This window comes from Streptomyces flavovariabilis, assembly GCF_000725785.1.
Taxonomy (GTDB): domain Bacteria; phylum Actinomycetota; class Actinomycetes; order Streptomycetales; family Streptomycetaceae; genus Streptomyces; species Streptomyces hawaiiensis.
On the sequence record NZ_JNXD01000002.1, the window covers coordinates 202,976 to 221,684 of the forward strand.

At 70.5% G+C, this 18,709-nt stretch carries 18 protein-coding genes; 9 read left to right on the forward strand and 9 right to left on the reverse strand.

Annotated features, from left to right (window positions below; all coding sequences use genetic code 11):
* The first annotated feature begins 177 nt into the window (after positions 1 to 177).
* From IO24_RS0105930 to IO24_RS0105950, 5 genes are all read left to right on the forward strand, one after another.
* On the forward strand, positions 178 to 1,113 hold the full coding sequence (locus IO24_RS0105930) for an SPFH domain-containing protein (protein WP_031132595.1): 936 nt from the start codon (positions 178 to 180) through the stop codon (positions 1,111 to 1,113).
* Positions 1,110 to 1,379, forward strand: a complete 270-nt coding sequence (locus IO24_RS0105935) for a type II toxin-antitoxin system antitoxin (protein WP_031132597.1) — start codon at positions 1,110 to 1,112, stop codon at positions 1,377 to 1,379. The genes IO24_RS0105930 and IO24_RS0105935 overlap by 4 nt, the downstream gene beginning before the upstream one ends.
* 128 nt (positions 1,380 to 1,507) lie before the next feature.
* Entirely contained in the window at positions 1,508 to 2,032 is a 525-nt protein-coding gene (locus tag IO24_RS0105940; RefSeq protein WP_031132600.1) for a PadR family transcriptional regulator, read from the forward strand.
* Positions 2,029 to 2,718 carry an ABC transporter ATP-binding protein gene (locus IO24_RS0105945; RefSeq protein WP_031132602.1) on the forward strand — a complete coding sequence of 230 codons (690 nt, stop codon included), beginning with the start codon at positions 2,029 to 2,031 and terminating at the stop codon, positions 2,716 to 2,718. The genes IO24_RS0105940 and IO24_RS0105945 overlap by 4 nt, the downstream gene beginning before the upstream one ends.
* Positions 2,715 to 5,054: an ABC transporter permease gene (locus IO24_RS0105950; RefSeq protein WP_031132603.1), complete on the forward strand. Its 2,340-nt coding sequence runs from the start codon at positions 2,715 to 2,717 to the stop codon at positions 5,052 to 5,054. Before IO24_RS0105945 ends, IO24_RS0105950 begins: the two co-directional genes overlap by 4 nt.
* Positions 5,055 to 5,076: 22 nt before the next feature.
* On the opposite strand, the gene IO24_RS0105955 is transcribed toward IO24_RS0105950, so the two are convergent.
* A complete protein-coding gene (locus IO24_RS0105955; RefSeq protein WP_037667403.1) occupies positions 5,077 to 6,027 on the reverse strand; it encodes a LysR substrate-binding domain-containing protein in 951 nt (316 codons plus the stop codon).
* A gap of 133 nt (positions 6,028 to 6,160) precedes the next feature.
* On the opposite strand from IO24_RS0105955, the gene IO24_RS0105960 reads away from it, so the two are divergent.
* Positions 6,161 to 6,715 (forward strand): peroxiredoxin, encoded by a 555-nt coding sequence (locus IO24_RS0105960; RefSeq protein ID WP_031132607.1) that lies wholly within the window; start codon positions 6,161 to 6,163, stop codon positions 6,713 to 6,715.
* 6 nt (positions 6,716 to 6,721) lie between these two features.
* Positions 6,722 to 7,255: an alkyl hydroperoxide reductase gene (locus IO24_RS0105965; RefSeq protein WP_031103031.1), complete on the forward strand. Its 534-nt coding sequence runs from the start codon at positions 6,722 to 6,724 to the stop codon at positions 7,253 to 7,255.
* Between the two features lie 78 nt (positions 7,256 to 7,333).
* On the opposite strand, the gene IO24_RS0105970 is transcribed toward IO24_RS0105965, so the two are convergent.
* The 4 genes from IO24_RS0105970 to IO24_RS0105985 form a co-directional block, all read right to left on the reverse strand.
* Complete coding sequence (locus IO24_RS0105970; RefSeq protein ID WP_031132610.1) at positions 7,334 to 8,641, reverse strand: AI-2E family transporter; 1,308 nt, start codon at positions 8,639 to 8,641, stop codon at positions 7,334 to 7,336.
* A 137-nt stretch (positions 8,642 to 8,778) separates the two neighbouring features.
* Positions 8,779 to 9,483, reverse strand: coding sequence for an aggregation-promoting factor C-terminal-like domain-containing protein (locus IO24_RS0105975; protein ID WP_031132612.1), 705 nt, complete (start codon positions 9,481 to 9,483; stop codon positions 8,779 to 8,781).
* Between the two features lie 419 nt (positions 9,484 to 9,902).
* The gene (gene phoH2, locus IO24_RS0105980) at positions 9,903 to 11,228 is read right to left on the reverse strand and encodes an RNA 5'-3' helicase PhoH2 (protein ID WP_031132614.1); all 1,326 of its coding nucleotides are present in this window, start codon (positions 11,226 to 11,228) and stop codon (positions 9,903 to 9,905) included.
* A gap of 355 nt (positions 11,229 to 11,583) precedes the next feature.
* On the reverse strand, positions 11,584 to 12,357 hold the full coding sequence (locus IO24_RS0105985) for an isoprenyl transferase (protein WP_031132616.1): 774 nt from the start codon (positions 12,355 to 12,357) through the stop codon (positions 11,584 to 11,586).
* Positions 12,358 to 13,168: 811 nt separating this feature from the next.
* Here IO24_RS0105985 and IO24_RS0105990 point away from each other — a divergent pair.
* Complete coding sequence (locus IO24_RS0105990) at positions 13,169 to 14,341, forward strand: winged helix DNA-binding domain-containing protein (RefSeq protein WP_031132618.1); 1,173 nt, start codon at positions 13,169 to 13,171, stop codon at positions 14,339 to 14,341.
* On the opposite strand, the gene IO24_RS0105995 is transcribed toward IO24_RS0105990, so the two are convergent.
* The 4 genes from IO24_RS0105995 to IO24_RS0106010 all read right to left on the reverse strand — a co-directional run bounded on the left by IO24_RS0105995 (position 14,342) and on the right by IO24_RS0106010 (position 17,961).
* Positions 14,342 to 15,199, reverse strand: coding sequence for a methyltransferase domain-containing protein (locus IO24_RS0105995; protein ID WP_037667407.1), 858 nt, complete (start codon positions 15,197 to 15,199; stop codon positions 14,342 to 14,344). It abuts the gene before it with no gap.
* A 127-nt stretch (positions 15,200 to 15,326) separates the two neighbouring features.
* A complete protein-coding gene (locus IO24_RS0106000) occupies positions 15,327 to 16,205 on the reverse strand; it encodes an LLM class flavin-dependent oxidoreductase (RefSeq protein ID WP_031132622.1) in 879 nt (292 codons plus the stop codon).
* Positions 16,206 to 16,276: 71 nt separating this feature from the next.
* Complete coding sequence (locus tag IO24_RS0106005; RefSeq protein ID WP_031132624.1) at positions 16,277 to 17,314, reverse strand: hypothetical protein; 1,038 nt, start codon at positions 17,312 to 17,314, stop codon at positions 16,277 to 16,279.
* Positions 17,302 to 17,961, reverse strand: a complete 660-nt coding sequence (locus tag IO24_RS0106010; protein ID WP_031132625.1) for a hypothetical protein — start codon at positions 17,959 to 17,961, stop codon at positions 17,302 to 17,304. The genes IO24_RS0106005 and IO24_RS0106010 overlap by 13 nt, the downstream gene beginning before the upstream one ends.
* 313 nt (positions 17,962 to 18,274) lie before the next feature.
* Here IO24_RS0106010 and IO24_RS0106015 point away from each other — a divergent pair, with 313 nt between their 5' ends.
* A complete protein-coding gene (locus tag IO24_RS0106015) occupies positions 18,275 to 18,658 on the forward strand; it encodes a DUF192 domain-containing protein (RefSeq protein ID WP_031132626.1) in 384 nt (127 codons plus the stop codon).
* Positions 18,659 to 18,709 lie beyond the last annotated feature (51 nt).

The following is an 18,709-nucleotide window of genomic DNA, read 5'->3' on the forward strand; positions in this document are numbered from 1 at the left end:
GGAGATAAGAGATAGGGCTGCCGATCCGGCCCTTTGCGGACGTGACAATCAGCACCCATCCCAACGGAACCGACGTACGAGACACGCGCAGGGTTGCCATGACGCAATAAAGTGATATCACTTAGCTAGACAGAAGCTATGCAGGAGTGGCTTCGACAGAAGAACGGGGGACCACCCATGTCCACACACGACACGCAGGTCACCGCCGACGTGCCCGAGATGCCGGCGCCACGCGTGCGGGAGTTCACCGCGCACAGCATCGGCGGCGGGCTCGCCCTGCTGCTCGGCCTGCTCGGGCTGCTGGCCGGAGCGGGGCTGATCGCGCTCGCCACCTCGGTCGACGGGGACGGCGCCAAGGCCGGGCTGATCATCGGCGGCATCCTGGTCGCGCTCGCGGCGTTCCTCGCCATGTGCGGACTGAACATGGTGGCGCCGGGCGAGGCCCGGGTCGTCCAGCTCTTCGGCCGCTACCGGGGCACCATCCGCCAGGACGGCCTGCGCTGGGTGAACCCCTTCACCTCGCGCACCAAGATCTCGACGCGCGTCCGCAACCACGAGACCGCCGTCCTCAAGGTCAACGACGCCTACGGCAACCCGATCGAACTCGCCGCGGTCGTGGTGTGGCGCGTCGAGGACACCGCCCAGGCCACCTTCGAGGTCGACGACTACATCGAGTTCGTCTCCACCCAGACCGAGGCGGCGGTGCGGCACATCGCCATCGAGTACCCCTACGACGCCCACGAGGAGGACGGCCTCTCGCTGCGTGGCAACGCCGAGGAGATCACCGAGAAGCTCGCCGTCGAACTGCACGCGCGCGTGGAGGCGGCGGGGGTGCAGATCATCGAGTCCCGCTTCACGCACCTCGCCTACGCCCCCGAGATCGCCTCGGCGATGCTCCAGCGGCAGCAGGCCGGAGCGGTGGTCGCGGCGCGGCGGCAGATCGTGGACGGCGCGGTGGGCATGGTGGAGGCCGCGATCGCCCGCATCACCGAGCGGGACATCGTGGAGCTGGACTCCGAACGGAAGGCGGCGATGGTGTCGAACCTGATGGTGGTGCTGTGCGGTGACCGGGCCGCGCAGCCGGTCCTCAACACCGGGTCCCTCTACCAGTGACGGTCCCTCCCGAAGGTCCGGGCCCGCAGCGCCGGCCGCAGCAGCAGCGCAAGCAGGTGCTGCTGCGGCTGGACCCGGCGGTGCACGAGGCGCTCGCGCGGTGGGCCGGCGACGAGCTGCGGTCGGCGAACGCGCAGATCGAGTTCCTGTTGCGCAGGGCGCTGGCGGAGGCGGGGCGGCTGCCGCGGGAGACCGGGCCGCTGCCCCGGCGCGGGCGGCCGCCCGGCTCTCCCGGAGGTTCCGCCCCCGGACCGCCGCCGACCTGAACGCACGGACATCACGGCTGTTGCGGAACCGTGACAACACGTCCCCACCTGCGCAGCCGTACCGTCCGCCCCGCTCTACACACCCGGCGTATACATGCCGCGTATACACCCCGAGTACAGTCCTGGTCATGTCCATCGGTCACACTCTCCTGGGGCTCCTGGAGTCCGGCCCGCGCCACGGTTACGACCTGAAGCGGGCCTTCGACGAGAAGTTCGGTCACGACCGGCCGCTCCACTACGGCCAGGTCTACTCGACGATGTCCCGTCTGCTGAAGAACGGGCTCGTCGAGGTCGACGGCATCGAGGCGGGCGGCGGGCCCGAACGCAAGCGGTACGCCATCACCGAAGCCGGCATCACCGACGTCGCGCGCTGGCTCGCCACGCCCGAGAAGCCGGAGCCGTACCTCCAGTCGACCCTCTACACCAAGGTCGTCCTCGCGCTGCTCACCGGCCGCGACGCCGGTGACATCCTCGACACCCAGCGCTCGGAGCACCTGCGCAGCATGCGGATCCTCACCGACCGCAAGCGCAAGGGCGATCTGGCCGACCAGCTCATCTGCGACCACGCGCTGTTCCACCTGGAGGCGGACCTGCGCTGGCTGGAGCTGACCGCGGCGCGTCTGGACAAGCTCCGCGAGGCGGTGACCCGGTGACCATTCCCGCTGGTTCGCTCCTCACCGCCCAGGACCTGCGCAAGACGTACGGGCCGACGACCGCGCTCGACGGCGCCGAGTTCTCCATCCACCCCGGCGAGGTCGTCGCCGTGATGGGCCCGTCCGGGTCGGGCAAGTCGACGCTGCTGCACTGTCTCGCCGGGATCGTCATGCCCGACTCGGGCTCGATCACGTACAACGGGCGTGAGGTGACCGCGATGAGCGACGCCGAGCGCAGTGCGCTGCGGCGCTCCGAGTTCGGGTTCGTCTTCCAGTTCGGGCAGCTCGTACCGGAACTCACCTGCGTGGAGAACGTCGCGCTGCCGCTGCGGCTGAACGGGTCGTCCCGCAAGGAGGCCGAACGGACCGCGCTGGCGTGGATGGAACGGCTGGAGGTCGACGACCTGCGAAAGAAGCGGCCCGGCGAGGTCTCCGGCGGTCAGGGGCAGCGGGTCGCCGTCGCCCGGTCGCTGGTGACGAACCCGCGGGTGGTGTTCGCCGACGAGCCGACCGGCGCGCTCGACTCCTTCAACGGCGAGCGCGTGATGGACCTGCTCACGGACGCCGCCCGGTCCGCCAGCACGGCCGTGGTGCTCGTCACGCACGAGGCGCGGGTGGCCGCCTACTCCGACCGCGAGATCGTCGTACGGGACGGCAGGTCCCGGGACATGGAGCGCGTCGTATGAGCGTCGGTCAGTGGACCCGGGACCTGGCGATGGGGGCCCGGTTCGCCTTCGCCGGCGGACGTGAGGGCTGGACCCGGGCGCTGCTCACGGCCGTCGGCGTCGGGCTCGGTGTCGCGCTGCTGCTGCTCACCACCGCCATCCCGAACGCGCTGGCGGAGCGGGACCGGCGGGAGGAGGCGCGCAGCGACCACACCTTCAGCCAGCAGAAGATACCGAAGGCCGAGGACACCCTGATCGTCCTCGACTCGGACACCACGTTCCGGGACCAGGACGTGCGCGGCCGGATGCTGGAGGCGGAGGGCCCGCGGGCTCCGCTGCCCCCGGGGGTCGCGCAGTTCCCGGCCGCGGGCGAGATGGTCGTCTCCCCCGCGCTGAAGGAACTGCTCGCCTCCGACGAGGGCAAGCTGCTGCGGGAACGGCTGGACTACCGCGTTGCGGGCACCATCGGCGAGGAGGGGCTCGTCGGCCCACGGGAACTCGCCTACTTCGCGGGCGGCACGGGACTCGCGGAACGGCTCGAGGGCCTCGCCAGCGGGGCCCGGATCGACAGCTTCGGCAATCCGGACCTGGGGTCGGCCGACCCATGGGACCCGGTGCTGCTCCTGCTGGTGCTGGTCGTCTTCGTGGTGCTGCTGATGCCGGTCGCCGTGTTCATCGCCGCGGCCGTGCGGTTCGGCGGCGAGCGGCGTGACCGCCGCCTGGCGGCGCTGCGGCTGGTCGGCTCCGACAGCCGGATGACCCGGCGGATCGCCGCCGGCGAGGCGCTCGCCGGTTCGGTGCTGGGGCTCGTCCTCGGCACCGGGTTCTTCCTGCTCGGACGGCAACTGGCGGCGTCCGCCGAGGTGTTCCACGTCAGCGTGTTCCCGAGCTATCTGAACCCCTCGCCCGTGCTGGCCGTCCTGGTCGCCCTGGCGGTGCCGGCGGCCGCGGTCGTGGTGACGATCCTCGCCCTGCGCGGGGTGGTCATCGAGCCGCTCGGCGTGGTGCGCACCGCCAAGCCCGCGCGGCGCCGGCTGTGGTGGCGGCTGCTGCTGCCGCTGGGCGGGCTCGCGCTGCTCTTCCCGATGGTCGGGCAGGGCGACGACGGCGGGGAGTTCAATCAGTACCGCGTCGTCGGCGGCGTGATGCTCCTGCTGGTCGGCGTCACGACCCTGCTGCCCTGGGTGGTGGAGACGGTCGTTGCCCGGCTCGGCTCGGGCGGGATCGCCTGGCAACTCGCCGTGCGCAGGCTCCAGTTGAGCAGTGGTGCGGCGGCCCGGATGGTCAACGGCATCGCGGTGGCGGTGGCCGGGGCGATCGCGCTGCAGATGCTGTTCGCCGGAGTGGAGGGCAACTACACCAGGGCGTCGCAGTACGACGTCTCCCGGGCCCAGATGAGCGTGGACTTGCCGAACGACGCCGACGCCTCGGCCGTCATCGGGAAGTACCGCGACACCGAGGGCGTACGCAAGGTCACCGCACTGTCCGACGTCTATCTCGGCGACCGGCGCGGCGAGGCGGACTCCTACATCCAGATCACCGTGGCCGACTGCGCGTCGCTGCGCGAGGTGGCCACACTCCCCTCCTGCCGCGACGGCGAGGTCTTCGCCGTCCAGGGCTCGGAGGACGACACCGAGGGCGCCCACCTGGCCAAGCCCGGCACGACCCTGTGGGCCGACCCGGAGGACTCCGGCCGCTCCGGCGACCGCCGGGCCTCCTTCACCGTGCCGCAGAAACTCCGGCAGGCCCAGTCCCGGGAGGACCCCACCGGGTACCAGCGCGGCGGCCTCCTGGTCACCCCCGGCGCGCTGCCCGAGAAGCTCGCGGCGTTCACCTCCCCGCAGCTCTTCCTGAGCCTGGACAGCTCGATACCGGACGCGTACGACCACGTGCGCAACACGGCCGCGCGGCTCGACCCGGCGGTCCAGCCGATGACCTGGCAGAGCATCGAGAGCAACGACCGCTACGCCACCATCCGCACCGGCCTGTCCGTCGGCGCCGCCTGCGTGCTGGCGCTGATCGGGGCGAGCCTGCTGGTCTCGCAGCTGGAGCAGCTGCGCGAGCGCCGCAAGCTGCTGTCGGCCCTGGTCGCCTTCGGCACCCGCCGCCGCACCCTCAGCCTGTCGGTGCTGTGGCAGACGGCGATCCCGATCGGTCTGGGTCTGCTGCTCGCCGCGGCGGTGGGCACGGCCCTGGGCGCGGTCCTGCTGCGGATGACCAACACCTCGGTCCGGGTGGACTGGCCGAGCGTGCTGTCGATGACCGGCATCGGCGCCGGTGTCGTCCTCGTGGTGACGCTGCTGAGCCTGCCCCCGCTGGTGAGGCTGATGCGGCCGGACGGGCTGCGCACCGAGTAGCGGGTCCCGCAGCCCGTACGCGTCAGGCGTCCTGCTCCAGCACCCGTACGGGCAGCGGGCACAGCGCCTGGCGCAGGGCGGCCGCGAGCTCCTCGTACTCCGCGCCGCGCGCGGCCCCCATCCGCATCGCCAGGGCGATCCGCCGGGTGGGGGCCGGGTCGGCGAAGTACCCGGTGAGGAGCTGGTTGCTGCGGGAGATCTCGACCTTGAGGGCGGTGCGCGGCAGCAGTGTGACGCCGAGTCCGCCCGCGACGAGCTGCACCAGCGTGGACAGCCCGGCCGCGGTGGTGGTGACCGGCACGTCGTCGCGGCCGGCCTCCCGGCAGATGTCGAGGGCCTGGTCCCGCAGGCAGTGTCCCTCGTCCAGCAGCAGCAGATTCAGCTCGCGCAACGCCTGGCGCGGAATGCCCTCGCGGCCGCCGAGCCGGTGGTCGAGCGGGGTGACGAGCACGAAGTCCTCGTCGAACAGCGGCAGTTCGATCACGCCCGGTACGCCCAGGGGCACGGCGAGCAGCAGGAGGTCGAGCCGGCCGCCGGCGAGGCCGTCGAGCAGGCTGCCGGTCTGCTCCTCGTGCACCTGGAGGTCGAGGTGCGGATAGCGTTCGTGGACGAGCCGCAGGACGGTCGGCAGCAGATAGGGCGCGACCGTCGGGATCACACCGAGCCGCAGCACCCCGGTGAAGGGCGCCCGGACCGCCTCGGCCTCCTCCAGGAGCGCACCCACCTCCCCCAGAACGGCCTTGGCGCGTACGGCGATCCGCTCACCCTCGGGTGAGAGCAGCACCTTGCGCGTCGTACGCTCGAGGAGCGTCACTCCGAGTGTTTCCTCCAGGGCCGACACGGCGCCCGAGAGGGCGGGCTGGCTCATACCGATCGCCGCGGCCGCGTCCCGGAAATGAAGGTGCTCGGCCACCGCCGCGAAGGCGCGGAGCTGGGCCAGGCTGGGCTGCCTGCGCTTATTACCGACAGTCACTGATAACTACCTCCGATCAACTCGACCGAGTGTAGCTATTTCCGTAATCAATCGAGCCTGTGCCAACATCAACACAGTCCAACCCATGGGAAACCCCCGCAATCCGGGTGTTTCTTCGCTGCAAGGAGTGTGTGTGCTCACCGTCGGTGACAAGTTCCCCGAGTTCGACCTGACCGCCTGCGTCTCGCTGGAGAAGGGCAAGGAGTTCCAGCAGATCAACCACAAGACCTACGAGGGTCAGTGGAAGGTCATCTTCGCGTGGCCCAAGGACTTCACCTTCGTGTGCCCGACCGAGATCGCCGCCTTCGGCAAGCTGAACGAGGAGTTCGCGGACCGCGACGCGCAGGTCCTCGGCTTCTCCGGCGACTCCGAGTTCGTCCACCACGCCTGGCGCAAGGACCACGACGACCTGCGTGACCTGCCGTTCCCGATGATGGCCGACTCCAAGCACGAGCTGATGCGCGACCTCGGCATCGAGGGCGAGGACGGCTTCGCCAAGCGCGCGGTGTTCATCGTGGACCAGAACAACGAGATCCAGTTCTCGATGGTGACCGCGGGCTCGGTCGGCCGTAACCCGAAGGAGGTCCTCCGGGTCCTGGACGCGCTCCAGACGGACGAGCTCTGCCCCTGCAACTGGTCGAAGGGCGACGAGACCCTCGACCCGGTCGCGCTGCTCTCCGGGGAGTGATCTGACATGTCGCTGGATGCCCTGAAGTCCGCCATACCGGACTACGCCAAGGACCTGAAGCTCAACCTGGGCTCGGTCATCGGCAACTCCGACCTGCCGGCCCAGCAGTTGTGGGGCACGGTGCTGTCGACGGCGATCGCCTCGCGTTCCCCGATCGTGCTGCGCGAGCTGGAGCCGGAGGCGAAGGCGAACCTGTCGCCGGAGGCGTACACGGCCGCCAAGGCCGCCGCCGCGGTGATGGCGATGAACAACGTCTTCTACCGCACCCGTCACCTCCTGTCGGACCACGAGTACGGCACCCTGCGCGCCGGCCTGCGGATGAACGTCATCGGCAACCCGGGCGTCGACAAGGTCGACTTCGAGCTGTGGTCCTTCGCCGTCTCGGCCATCAACGGCTGCGGCATGTGCCTGGACTCCCACGAGCAGGTGCTGCGCAAGGCCGGCCTCGACCGCGAGGTCGTCCAGGAGGCGTTCAAGATCGCCTCCGTGATCCAGGCGGTCGGCGTCACGCTGGACGCCGAGGCGGTTCTGGCCGAGTAATCCCCGGCCGCACGCCCGTACGACAGGGCCCCGCCCACCTGACCGGTGGGCGGGGCTCTGTTGGTGTTGCGGGCCCGGCTACTCCGACGGCGTCTGAGGGACCGGCTCCGCAGTCACCGCCGTGGCGCCGCGCGGCCGCACCGAATGCCGGAGCGCCGCCTTCTGCGAGTACGACCGCAGATACCCCACGACCGTGTTGGTCACCGCCACGAGCGGCACGGCCACGACCGCACCCCCGATCCCGGCCACCATCCCGCCGGCCGCGACCGACAGCACCACCGCCAGCGGATGCACCCGCACGGCTCGTCCCAGGATGAACGGCTGCAGGATGTGCCCCTCGATCTGCTGCACCGCGAGCACCACCACCAGCGTCATGACCGCCGTGAACACCCCCTGGGTGACCAGTGCGACGACCACGGCCAGCGCCCCGGAGGCCACCGCGCCCACCAGCGGGATGAACGCGCCCAGGAAGATGAACACCGCCAGCGGCACGGCCATCGGCACATCGAGGAAGTAGATGCCGAGCCCGATGAAGGTCGCGTCGATCAGCGCGACGATCACCGTGCCCCGCACATACGCCGTCAGCGTCCGCCACGCCGCCGGACCGGCCCCGGCCACCCCCGGCCGCGCCGCCGACGGCACCAGCTTCAGCGTCCACTGCCAGATCCGCTTGCCGTCGTAGAGCAGGAACAGCGTGCAGAAGACGGCGAGCAGGATCCCGGTCAGCGCCTCGACGACGACCGTCACGCCCTCCAGGCCCGCCGAGGTGATCTGGTCGGTGTTCGCCCCGACCGCCTCACGCAGGTTCTTGGCGATCTCGTTGATCTGCTTGTCCGTGACGTGGAAGGGGCTGTTCAGCAGCCAGTTCCGCAACTCGTCGATGCCGTCCTGGATCTGGCCCGAGAGGTCGTCGATGTTCTCCATGACCTGCCAGGTCACGAACCAGCCGATGAGGCCCATGACGACGAAGCCGAGGATCGCCGTCAGCGCGGTGGCCGGGCCGCGCGGCACGCCGCGGCGCCGCAGCCGCGCCACCGTCGGCTGCAGCATCGCCGTGATGAGCAGCGCGATGACGAACGAGAGCACCACGAGCTGGACGGCGCTGATGACCCGCATCAGCACCCACAGGGTGCCCGCGAGAACGAGGAGCCGCCAGCCGGCCTCGGCGGCGACCCGCACCCCCCACGGCACGGCCAGCGCGGGGTCGGGGCGGGCGGGGACGTCGGGCGCGTAGTCCGGGGGCGGCGGCACGTGTTCGTCGGCGAGCGTCCGGGACTCGGAGTCGTCCTGATCCCGTTCGGCCTCGGCACGGCGTTGGTTGTACCGCTCGTTCATTTCCGTCAGCCCGGCACCGAGCCGGCCGAGCCACCCTGGCACTCGCGACATGATCCGTCCTTTTCCCCCGTCTTGGCGCACCACTCCCCCCGGGGAGCCGTCCGTCCGACCGTACATCGCGCGAGCCCCGCACCGGACGACGGTGCGGGGCTCGCGCGAAGGACGGGGTGGGCCGTGGGCCGGCCGGCTCAGTACCAGTTGTTGGCCTGCCAGAACGACCAGGCCTCACAGGGGCTGCCGTAGCGGTCGTTCATGTAGTTCAGGCCCCACTTGATCTGGGTGGCCGGGTTGGTCCGCCAGTCGGCGCCCACGGACGACATCTTGGAACCGGGCAGCGCCTGGAACATGCCGTAGGCACCGGAGGAGGGGTTGACCGCCTTGTAGTTCCAGTCGGACTCGTGGTCCACGATGTTGCTGAAGCACTGGAACTGACCCGACGGCACGATCTGCCGTGCCATCGCCTGGAGCTGCGCGATGCTGTAGGAGTTCGCGACGGGGAAGTCGGAGATGTCCTTGGAGCGGCTGGCGGCGGCTGCCTTGACCTCCGCGGCGCGCTCCTTGGCCTCCTTCGCCGCCTTGGCCGCCTTCTCGGCGGCCTCCTTCTTGGCGACGGCCGTCTCGGCGGCGGCCTTGCGGGCAGCCTCCTCGGCGTCCTTCTTCGCGCTCGCGTCCGCCTGGATGGCCTGTGCGTCGGCCTGCTGCGTCAGCGACGCGGTCTGCACCTGGGCCTGCTGGCCCGCGGGGATGTCCGCGAGCAGCGTCGCGCCGCTTGCCGTCGCTTCGGCGTCGTTGTTCTGCGCGGTGCTGCCCGAGGCAACGCCGACGACGCTTCCGACAGCGGTGACCGCTGTGGCCGAAGCCACTGCGAATCCCCGGACCGAGATCCGGCTCACACGGTTTTCCTTCCAGCATCGCCCGCTTCGGTGACCCTCGCGGACGCAATCGTGCCCCTGGCACAGGCCTCCCCAACTGCGGGGTCACGGGAGGCGCGGGCCCGGTGGGCAACTCCCCCGGGGGGAGCGCCGTGTGTTGCTCGGGCGGCATACGACATCGCTATGCAGTTGATGCTGTTGCTTTGTGGTGCCGTACCGCTGGGGGTACAGGTGTGTCGTATGCGGGGCCTGACAGGAGTGAGACTCTGCCGTAACCCGACGGGGCAAGGCAATTCCGAGTCGCGTGTGAAAGCTCACATCCCGTTTGGCGCGGGAGATTCACAGAAAGGTCCACATGCGAAGGCGCCGCCCGGCTAGGCTCTTCGCCTTTTCCGGACGGCGCCAACTGTCGTGTAACCGCCACTATTTGATCGGGACGGTCAGATCTGACCGTCTTCGAGCATTTCGGTCACAAGGGCGGCGATCTGAGACCTCTCGGACCGCGTCAGGGTCACGTGCGCGAAGAGCGGATGCCCCTTCAGCTTCTCGACGACGGCGACGACACCGTCGTACCGGCCGACCCTGAGGTTGTCCCGCTGGGCCACGTCATGGGTGAGAACCACCCGTGAATTGGCCCCGATCCGGGACAGAACGGTGAGAAGTACGTTCCGTTCCAGCGACTGGGCCTCGTCCACGATCACGAACGCGTCGTGCAGCGAACGTCCGCGGATGTGGGTGAGCGGCAGGACCTCCAGCATGCCGCGTGCGGTGACCTCCTCGATGACCTCCCGGGACGTGACCGCCGACAGCGTGTCGAACACGGCCTGCGCCCAGGGGCTCATCTTCTCGGCCTCGGAACCCGGCAGATAGCCCAGCTCCTGCCCGCCCACCGCGTACAGCGGACGGAAGACCATCACCTTCTGGTGCTGACGCCGCTCCAGCACCGCCTCCAGCCCCGCGCACAGCGCGAGCGCCGACTTGCCGGTGCCGGCCCGGCCGCCCATGGACACGATCCCCACGTCCGGATCGAGCAGCAGGTCCAGCGCGATCCGCTGCTCGGCGCTGCGGCCCTTGATGCCGAATACCTCACGATCCCCGCGCACGACACGAATGGTGCCCTCGGGCGTGACCCGCCCGAGCGCCTTGCCGCGCTCCGACTGGATCATCAGGCCCGTGTGCACCGGCAGGCCGGCGGCCTCGGGGACGTAGACGTGCCCCTCCTCGAAGAGGATGTCCACCTGCTCGCCGGGCAGGGTCAGTTCGGACATTCCGGTCCAGCCGGAGGAGTCCGTGATGGCGAGTTCCGCACGGTACTCCTCGGCGAGGAGTCCGACGGAGGAGGCCTTGATCCTGAGCGGGAGGTCCTTGGACACGACGGTGACGTCGAACCCCTCGGCCTGCAGATTGCGGGCGACCGCGAGGATGCGGGAGTCGTTGTCCCCCAGGCGGTAGCCGCTGGGCAGCACGCTGGGGTCCGAGTGGTTGAGCTCGACACGGACGGTCCCGCCCAGATCCCCGATCGGGATGGGGGCGTCGAGGCGGCCGTGCCGGACGCGGAACTCGTCGAGCAGGCGCAGGGCCTGCCGGGCGAAGTAGCCGAGTTCGGGATGGTGCCTCTTGGCCTCCAGCTCCGTGACCACGACGATGGGGAGCACGACCTCGTGCTCGTCGAAGCGGTTCAGGGCGTTCGGGTCGGCCAGCAGGACGCTGGTGTCGAGAACATAGGTGCGCCGGTCGGGCTTGTGGCGCTTTGTGCTGGTCACCACGGAAGGACGTACCCCCTCGGATGAGGTCGGGGAGCGACGGTATGGAGCTGGACCGGTCGTCGGCCGCCCTGCGCGGGCCGAAAACCGGCCCTCCGCCTCTTCGTCCGTGCTGTGACCGCACGATCGGGCTGGTGCAAAGGGCCTCCCGGGCGGACGGCCCCGTGCCGTCCGCTGAGATCCGACACCCGTGGTTCGGGCGTCGACCTGTCTGGGTTATGCCCTCGAACGAGCGTCGCCATGCCACGGCATATGACGGCAAGCCGGTGAACTCCGTGTTACGCGCGTCTGCGAAGGGGTACCGGGAGGGGTCGCGACGTGGGACGTCCCGCGTCCGCGGGGTCCGCGGACGGGTGGTTCAGCCGCCGTAGCGCCGGTGGCGGGCCGCGTAGTCACGCATGGCGCGCAGGAAGTCGACCTTGCGGAACGCCGGCCAGAACACGTCACAGAAGTAGTACTCGGAGTGCGCGGTCTGCCAGAGCATGAATCCGGACAGCCGCTGCTCGCCGCTGGTGCGGATCACCAGGTCGGGGTCGGGCTGGTCGCTCGTGTAGAGGTGACGCCCGATCATCTCGATGTCGACCGCCTCGGCGAGCTCCTCCATCGAGGTGCCCTTGTCCCGGGCGTCGAGCAGCATCGAGCGCACGGCGTCGGCGATCTCCTGGCGGCCGCCGTAGCCGATGGCGACGTTGACCACTATCCCGTCGACGTGTGCGGTGGACTCCTCCGCCTCCTTGAGGACCGTCTGCATCCCGGAGGGCAGCAGGTCCGGCGTGCCGACGTGGCGCACGCGCCAGCGGCCGTCGGCGGCCAGGGTGCGGGCGACGTCCTCGATGATGCCGAGCAGGGGGCCGAGCTCGTTCTGTGGCCGGTCGAAGTTGTCCGTGGACAGCAGCCAGAGCGTGACGACCTCGACATCGGTCTCCGAGCACCAGCCGAGGAACTCCTCGATCTTTCCGGCACCGGCCCGGTGACCGTCGACGGTGCTGGATCCGGCGGCCTTCGCCCAGCGCCGGTTGCCGTCCATGATGACGCCGATGTGCTTGGGCACCTGAGCGTGGTCCAGGTGACCTTCCACCCGGCGTGCGTACAGCCTGACCAGCAGGCCGCGCAGCTTGTCGCGCAGGTTCACGTGATCGTCAGCCCCTCCGTACGGATCGGACAGGCCGCGGCGTGCGGCCCGGTCGTGGCCGCGGGCGGTCCCTGCCCGTATGGCGGTCCCCGGGGGCGAAGCCTACCCCCGCTGCGCCCGCGGGCCGCCAACCGGGGCGGAACGCGCGGTTCCGGTCGGTGGTTCGAGCCGCCGGGGCGGAGCAAGAAAAACGGGCCGGTCCGTGGGGGGGAGACGGACCGGCCCGAGGGGGGGTTTCCACCATAACCCTTTGTAAGTGATGCTGCGTGCATCGGCGTGCCACAACTACTCTCCGGAGCCGCCCGGCAACGCCGCGATGCCCGCGGAGGCCCGCGTTCAGGGCTCGCTTCTGGCCGAAACATGGCGCATACGCTGGGGAATCGGGCGTCCTGGGGCAGGATCCGGAGGATTTGCCGCACCTTGGGGGCCGGTCGGGTGACTTGTCCCGGCATCCCCCCGACGGGTGAACCGGGCCCGAGCGTTCACTTGACCCGGAGCCGCCACCGGGCCGTCTCCGATTCGCCGCTTTGCCGCCTCGACATCGCCGCTGCCCGGCTCGGCGGGAAAGCCCTGGCACCGCGCAGCCCCCTCCACTGCGCGGTACCGCCCGCGCAGCTTTGCTCACGCGAATCGCCTCGGTCCGAATTTACGTGAGTGGCGGCGCGGAGGCGAGTCGCAGGCGATAACGATGTGAAAACTCCCGTCGGAAGATGCGCAAGTGCAGTGAGTGACAGGAGTGACCCGGCGCCGCAAGGGATCGGCTCCGGGATCTAGGACAAGGTCCGTCCTCTTTCCCCTCTAGCGTCGAGCCATGACGACGACCGTGGGCATCACGTGGGAAGCGGCGAGCGCACGCCGGGCGGAGCGGCAGTTCCTGGCCGGGCCGGCCGGGACCGGCACACCGGTCGACGAGGTGGTCGGCGCGATGCTGGGCGCGCACGCGCAGGTGATCTCCGCGGCCGAGGTATCGGTGGGGATGCGGGCGGACGGGGTGACACGGGCGGACGTACGGGCCGCGCTCTGGGACGACCGGTCCCTGATCAAGACGTACGGCCCACGCGGCACGGTCCACCTTCTCCCCGCCCGTGAACTCCCCCTCTTCTCGGCGGCGCTGACCGCGGTGCCGACCGGACCGGGCGGGTTCCCGCCCGACGTACGGCTCACCGAGGAGCAGGCCGGCCAGGTCGTGACGGCGATCGGTGAAGCGCTCGACGGCAGGTGCCTGACGCTCGACGAGCTGTCCGAGGAGGTCGTCGCCCGCACGGGCCCCTGGGCCGGCGACCGCGTGATGCCGGCGTTCCAGGACCTGTGGCCGCGCTGGCGCCAGGTGGTGCACCGGGCCGGCTGGGCGGGCTCGCTGTGCTTCGGCCCGAACCGCGGCCGCAAGGCGACGTACACGCGCCCGGCGTACGGGGTTCCAGGGGCGGAGGCCGGGGACGAAGGGGGCGACGCGCTGTCCGCGTTCGTCCACCGCTATCTGCACGCGTACGGCCCGGCGACACCGCAGCACTTCGCGCGCTGGCTGGCGGCGCCGCCCGGCTGGGCCACGGCCCTCTTCGGCCGACTGGCCGCGGCGGGCCGTATCGAGGAGGTCCGCTTCGAGGGGACACCCGCGTGGGTGGCGGCGGGCGACACCGACTTCCCGGACGGCCCGGCACGCGGTGTGCGCCTGCTCCCCTACTTCGACGCCTACGTCGTCGCCGGCCAACCCCGCGAACGGCTGTTCCCCGGAAAGGCGTACCAACGCGCCCTCGGCGGCGGCCAGGCGGGCAACTACCCGGTGCTGCTCGTCGACGGTGTCGTGGCGGGCGTGTGGCACCAGCGCCGCCGGGGCCGCCGTACGACCGTCACGGTCGAGCCGCTCGTCCGGCTGACGGCACGGCAGGAACGGGAGCTGGGCGAGCAGGCGGAACGCGTGGGTGAAGTGCTGGAGGCGACGGCGGAGCTGGTGGTGGGAGAGGTGACGGTGGGCCCGCACGCGTGATCACGAGCTCGGTGTGCGACCACCCGGCTTGCGCACGTCGAAGAGGTGGCGGGTGCTGTGGGCGACGAAGGGGCCTTCGGCCCGGATGCGCTCGTGCAGCTCCCGGAGCCGCGGCTCGTACGCCTCGACGGTGAAGCCGGGCACCATCCAGACCACCTTGCGCAGAAAGTGCACGACCGCGCCGATGTCACGGAACTCCATGCGCAGCCGCTCCGCCCGCAGCCCGACGACCTCGAGCCCGGCGGCCTCGGCGTCGGCACGCTCACGGCCGGGATGGCGGGCGCTGCGTACGTCGTCCGGCTGAGGCCCGAGGAAGAACTCGACCAGTTCGAAGACGCTGCCCGGACCCACGTGCTGGGCGAAGTACGTCCCGCCGGGCTGGAGGACGCGGGCGATCTCGTCCCAGTGCGGACGGACGGGATGACGGCTGACGACCAGGTCGAAGGCACCGTCGGCGAAGGGCAGCGGGTCGTCCTCGGCAGCCGCGACGACCGCGACGCCGCGCGGACGGAGCAGGGCGGTGGCTTTGGCGACGTTGGGGGGCCACCCTTCGGTGGCGATGGTGAGGAGGGGTGGCTTCGCTGGGGCGCTCCCGGCGGTTTCGGCGGCACTGTCCGTGGCCTCGGCGAGGACGAAGTCCAGCACCTCCCCTCCCCCGGTCTGCACATCGAGCACGGCACACGCCCTGCCCAGCCGCTCGGCCATCGACACGGCGTAGCCCCAGGAGGGGCGTGCTTCCGTCGCCCGCCCTTCGAACCAGGAGAAGTCCCAGCCGTCCGTCGGGACGGAGGCGCCTTCGGCCAGGAGGTCCTCGAAGGTGGCGGGGTGCGGGGGGTGGCCTTCCGGGTGCTCTGCCATGGAGGGGATGGTGGCAGAGGGGTGGGCGCGAACGCCCGGTATTTTCCACCGACGAGGACGCCCCGGCCGGACGGCCACCGGCCAGGGCTTCCCGGGCGAGCTCGCGGCCACCACCGACAACGGCCCCTCAGGGAACCAGGGGACGCACTTCCTCGGCCGCGAACCGCACGAACCCCTCGGGGTCGGGCTCGTCCGCGGTCGGCTGCAGTACGACGCTGTCGGCCCCGGCCTCGACCAGCCGCCCGACGGCCTTGGCTACGGCCCCGGCGTCTCCGGCGACCCCGAGGTCCGGAACGGCTTCGAGCCCCTCGTCCGCGATCTCCGCGCGCAGCCGGGCGGCGGCGTCGGGCCCGGTGGCGGTGAGCAGATAGACGACGACGGGGTGCGGCCCGTCCCCACGTCCGGCGGCCGCCCGCCCCTCCGCCACGAGCTGCCGCGCCTTGCGCACACCCTCGGCGTTCGTGGAGGCGGTGAGAACGGTCCCGTCGGCGGCCTCGCCGCTGAGCCGCAGCGACCGCGGCCCGGTGGCCCCGGCCAGCACCCCGCCGTGGGGCCCTTCCGGCGGCCAGTCGAGGGCAACGTCGTCGAGCTTGACGTACCGCCCGTCGACGGTGACCCGCTCGCCGCCCAACAGGGCCCGAAGCGCGAGGAGATGCTCCCGCAGCAGGGTGACGGGCGACTCGGCCCGGGCGCCGACCTGCCCCATCCAGTCCTGCACGCCGTGCCCCACACCGAGGATCGCCCGCCCCGGGAACATCCGGTGCAGCGAGGCGATCTCCATGGCCGTGATGGCGACGTTCCGCAAGGGCACCGGCAGCAGCCCGACCCCCACCCGCACCCGCTCGGTCCACGCGAGGGCAGCGGCGGCGGTGGAGATGCCGCCTTCTCTGAAGCAGTCCTCCCAGAGCCAGAGCTCTTCGAGCCCGGCCTCATCGGCCAGCCGAGCCACGGATCGGAGTCGCTCGGGGGCGAGTTGGGGGCGGAAGACCGCGCCTAGTGTGGTCATGGTGGCTTCCTACCCGGGAATGGGAGTGCCGGGCAACACACTTATGAGCTGTGCCCGAGTCGGCAGTCGGCTCAGCGGTTGACGGCCTGGATCTCCTGCACGACCACGTCCTGGGTCGCGCCGAACGTGCCGTCGGGGAGGTCGCCGCCTGCGCCGCCGGTGCCGGTCCAGTCGATCTCCCAGGTGACGGTGGCCTGGAGGGGGTACGTGCCGTTGCCCGAGGAACGCAGGTACCTCACTCCGCAGGGCGGGGCCTGGTCGGCCTTGCCCTTGGCGTAGGGCTCGCCGATGCGGTCGTCGTCGACTTCGCAGACGCCGGAGGCCGGGTAGGTCACGGCGTCCTCGGTGCCCGGTTCGACCCTGAGCGACACCGGTCGCGCGGTCGCGGTCGCGGTGATGCCGATGACGGGTACGGACGCGGTGACGGACACCGGTTTGAAGTCCGCGACGTCCAGCCACGCCCAGGTCGGCAGGTTGACCTTGGTCGCGGCGGCGGGCGCGAGGGTGACCTCGGTGCTGGGGACGCGGATCTCGGCGTAGGCGAGTTCGGCCAGGACCTTCGGAGTGACGGCGTTCTCGATGTTCGCGGGCGGGGGGTCGCCCTGGTCCACCCAGAAGACGGGTTTGTCGCAGGAGTCCCAGCCCGGGGGGAAGTCCCTGTTGACGAACGAGTCCCAGAAGTAGCCCTTGCCGGTCTTGTCCTTGTTGAAGTCCTTGTAGGGGTGCCCGTTGACGTAACGGTCCCGCTGCTCGGCGTCCCACTCGTGGCCCGTGGAACCGGCCTCCCAGGTCGGCTCCAGGTACTTCTGAAGCTGTTCCGGGGTGTACTTCGGGGCGTACCAGCAGGGGGGCGGGGTCCAGGAGGTGGACGAGGTGAGTGCGCCGGCGGACTTGCCGCTGCCGTTCTTGGAACGGTCGAAGACGACGCCGCCCACGGTGACGGAGACGGTGCCGTCCTCACCGGCGTCGGCTTCCTGATTCGTGCCCTGGGTGGCGCCGCCGAGGGTGTCGTCGGCGTACGCCACTCCAGTAGAGGCGAGGAGCGACCAGCACGTGCCGGCCATGACCACCGAAGAGAACGTCCTCACCGGGCGCTTCAGGGCTGGCACTTGGGGCTCCCACTCTGCGACACCATCTTCTGGATCACCCATACACCCTTGTCGTTCTTCTTGAGCGACGTGTGGTAGATGACGTAACTCTTGGCGGTGACCTCGGTCTTCTTGGCCTTGTTGGTCTTGAGGTCCTTCACATACGCCTTGCCCTGGTCCTCGCAGTAGCTGAAGGACGCCGTGCCGTCCTTGTCGACAGCCACTTGCGGAGCGTAGAAGCGGTATGCGCCGGTGACGGCCGCCTTGTGGTCGACGTAGTTCTGGACGAACTTCTGTGTGCCGGCAGCGGCCTCGCCCTCGTAGTAGAAGAGGTACGGCTTGTCGAGCGCATCCTGGTTGACGATCGCGAGGTCGACGGCCTTGATCGACTGCTCGCCGTCGGCCAGGATCGCGTCCTTCTCCTTGTCTCCGGTCTTGGGCCAGTCGAAGGTGTAGGAGAGGTCGGACGGCAGGTCGATCTTCGGCCGTTCGGCCGGTGCGAGGTCGGAAGCGGTCGGGGATGCCGAGGCCTCACTCCCCGTGCCGGCGCCCGCGATCTTGTCGTTGTCCTTGTCCTTGGAGCTGTCGTCGCTCCCGCACGCGGACAGCGTCAGGGCCGCAGCGGCGGTCAGCGTGAGCGCTGCGAGGAGGGTGGGGCGGCGGTTCACGGTCGGCTCCCGGTCAGAGGCGAGGCTTCTCTTGAGCGAACCAAAGCTATCCAGCGGGGTGCGGCCGCACCAGGGTGGAGGTTGTCAACTGGCGGGCCGTATGGGGAGGAATCGGCGATTCGTCGTCCCGTTCCAGCCATAACGGTTGCATAACGCGTCAAGGCCGGGCGCCGACAGTGGTGCCGTGTGGGGCGTTTCAGTCAGGAACGAGCAAAGGGCATGGGTCTGTGGGCCCATGTGAGGACTGCCCTCTGCCGGTACGTTCGGGGCCGGAGAGCCATGGGCAGGCGGCACGGTCGGAGGTGGGTTCCGGATGGGGCGGCATGGGCGGGACGGACGTGGGGAGCTGGTCGTGCACGCGGGCGGCGGGGAGCCGTCCGTCACAGTGCCGCTGGAGATCGCCACCTCCTATCGGGCCCGTACCAAGGGGCTGTTGGGGCGGGACTCCATCGACGGGGCGATCCTGCTCTCCCCCGCCAACAGCGTGCACACCTTCCGTATGCGCATCCCGATCGATGTCGCCTACCTGGACCGTCACCTGCGCGTCATCGCCGTGCGGACCATGCCGCCGGGGCGGCTGGGGATGCCGCGGCTGCGGGCCCGGCATGTGGTGGAGGCGGGGGCCGGGGCGATGGCCGAGTGGGGGATGCGGAAAGGGGCCCGGGTGGAGGTGGTCGTGCCGGCGGAGGGCGGATAGGGCGTCGTGCAGGGGGTCACAGAGCATCGGTCAGCCCCGGCATCTCGGACC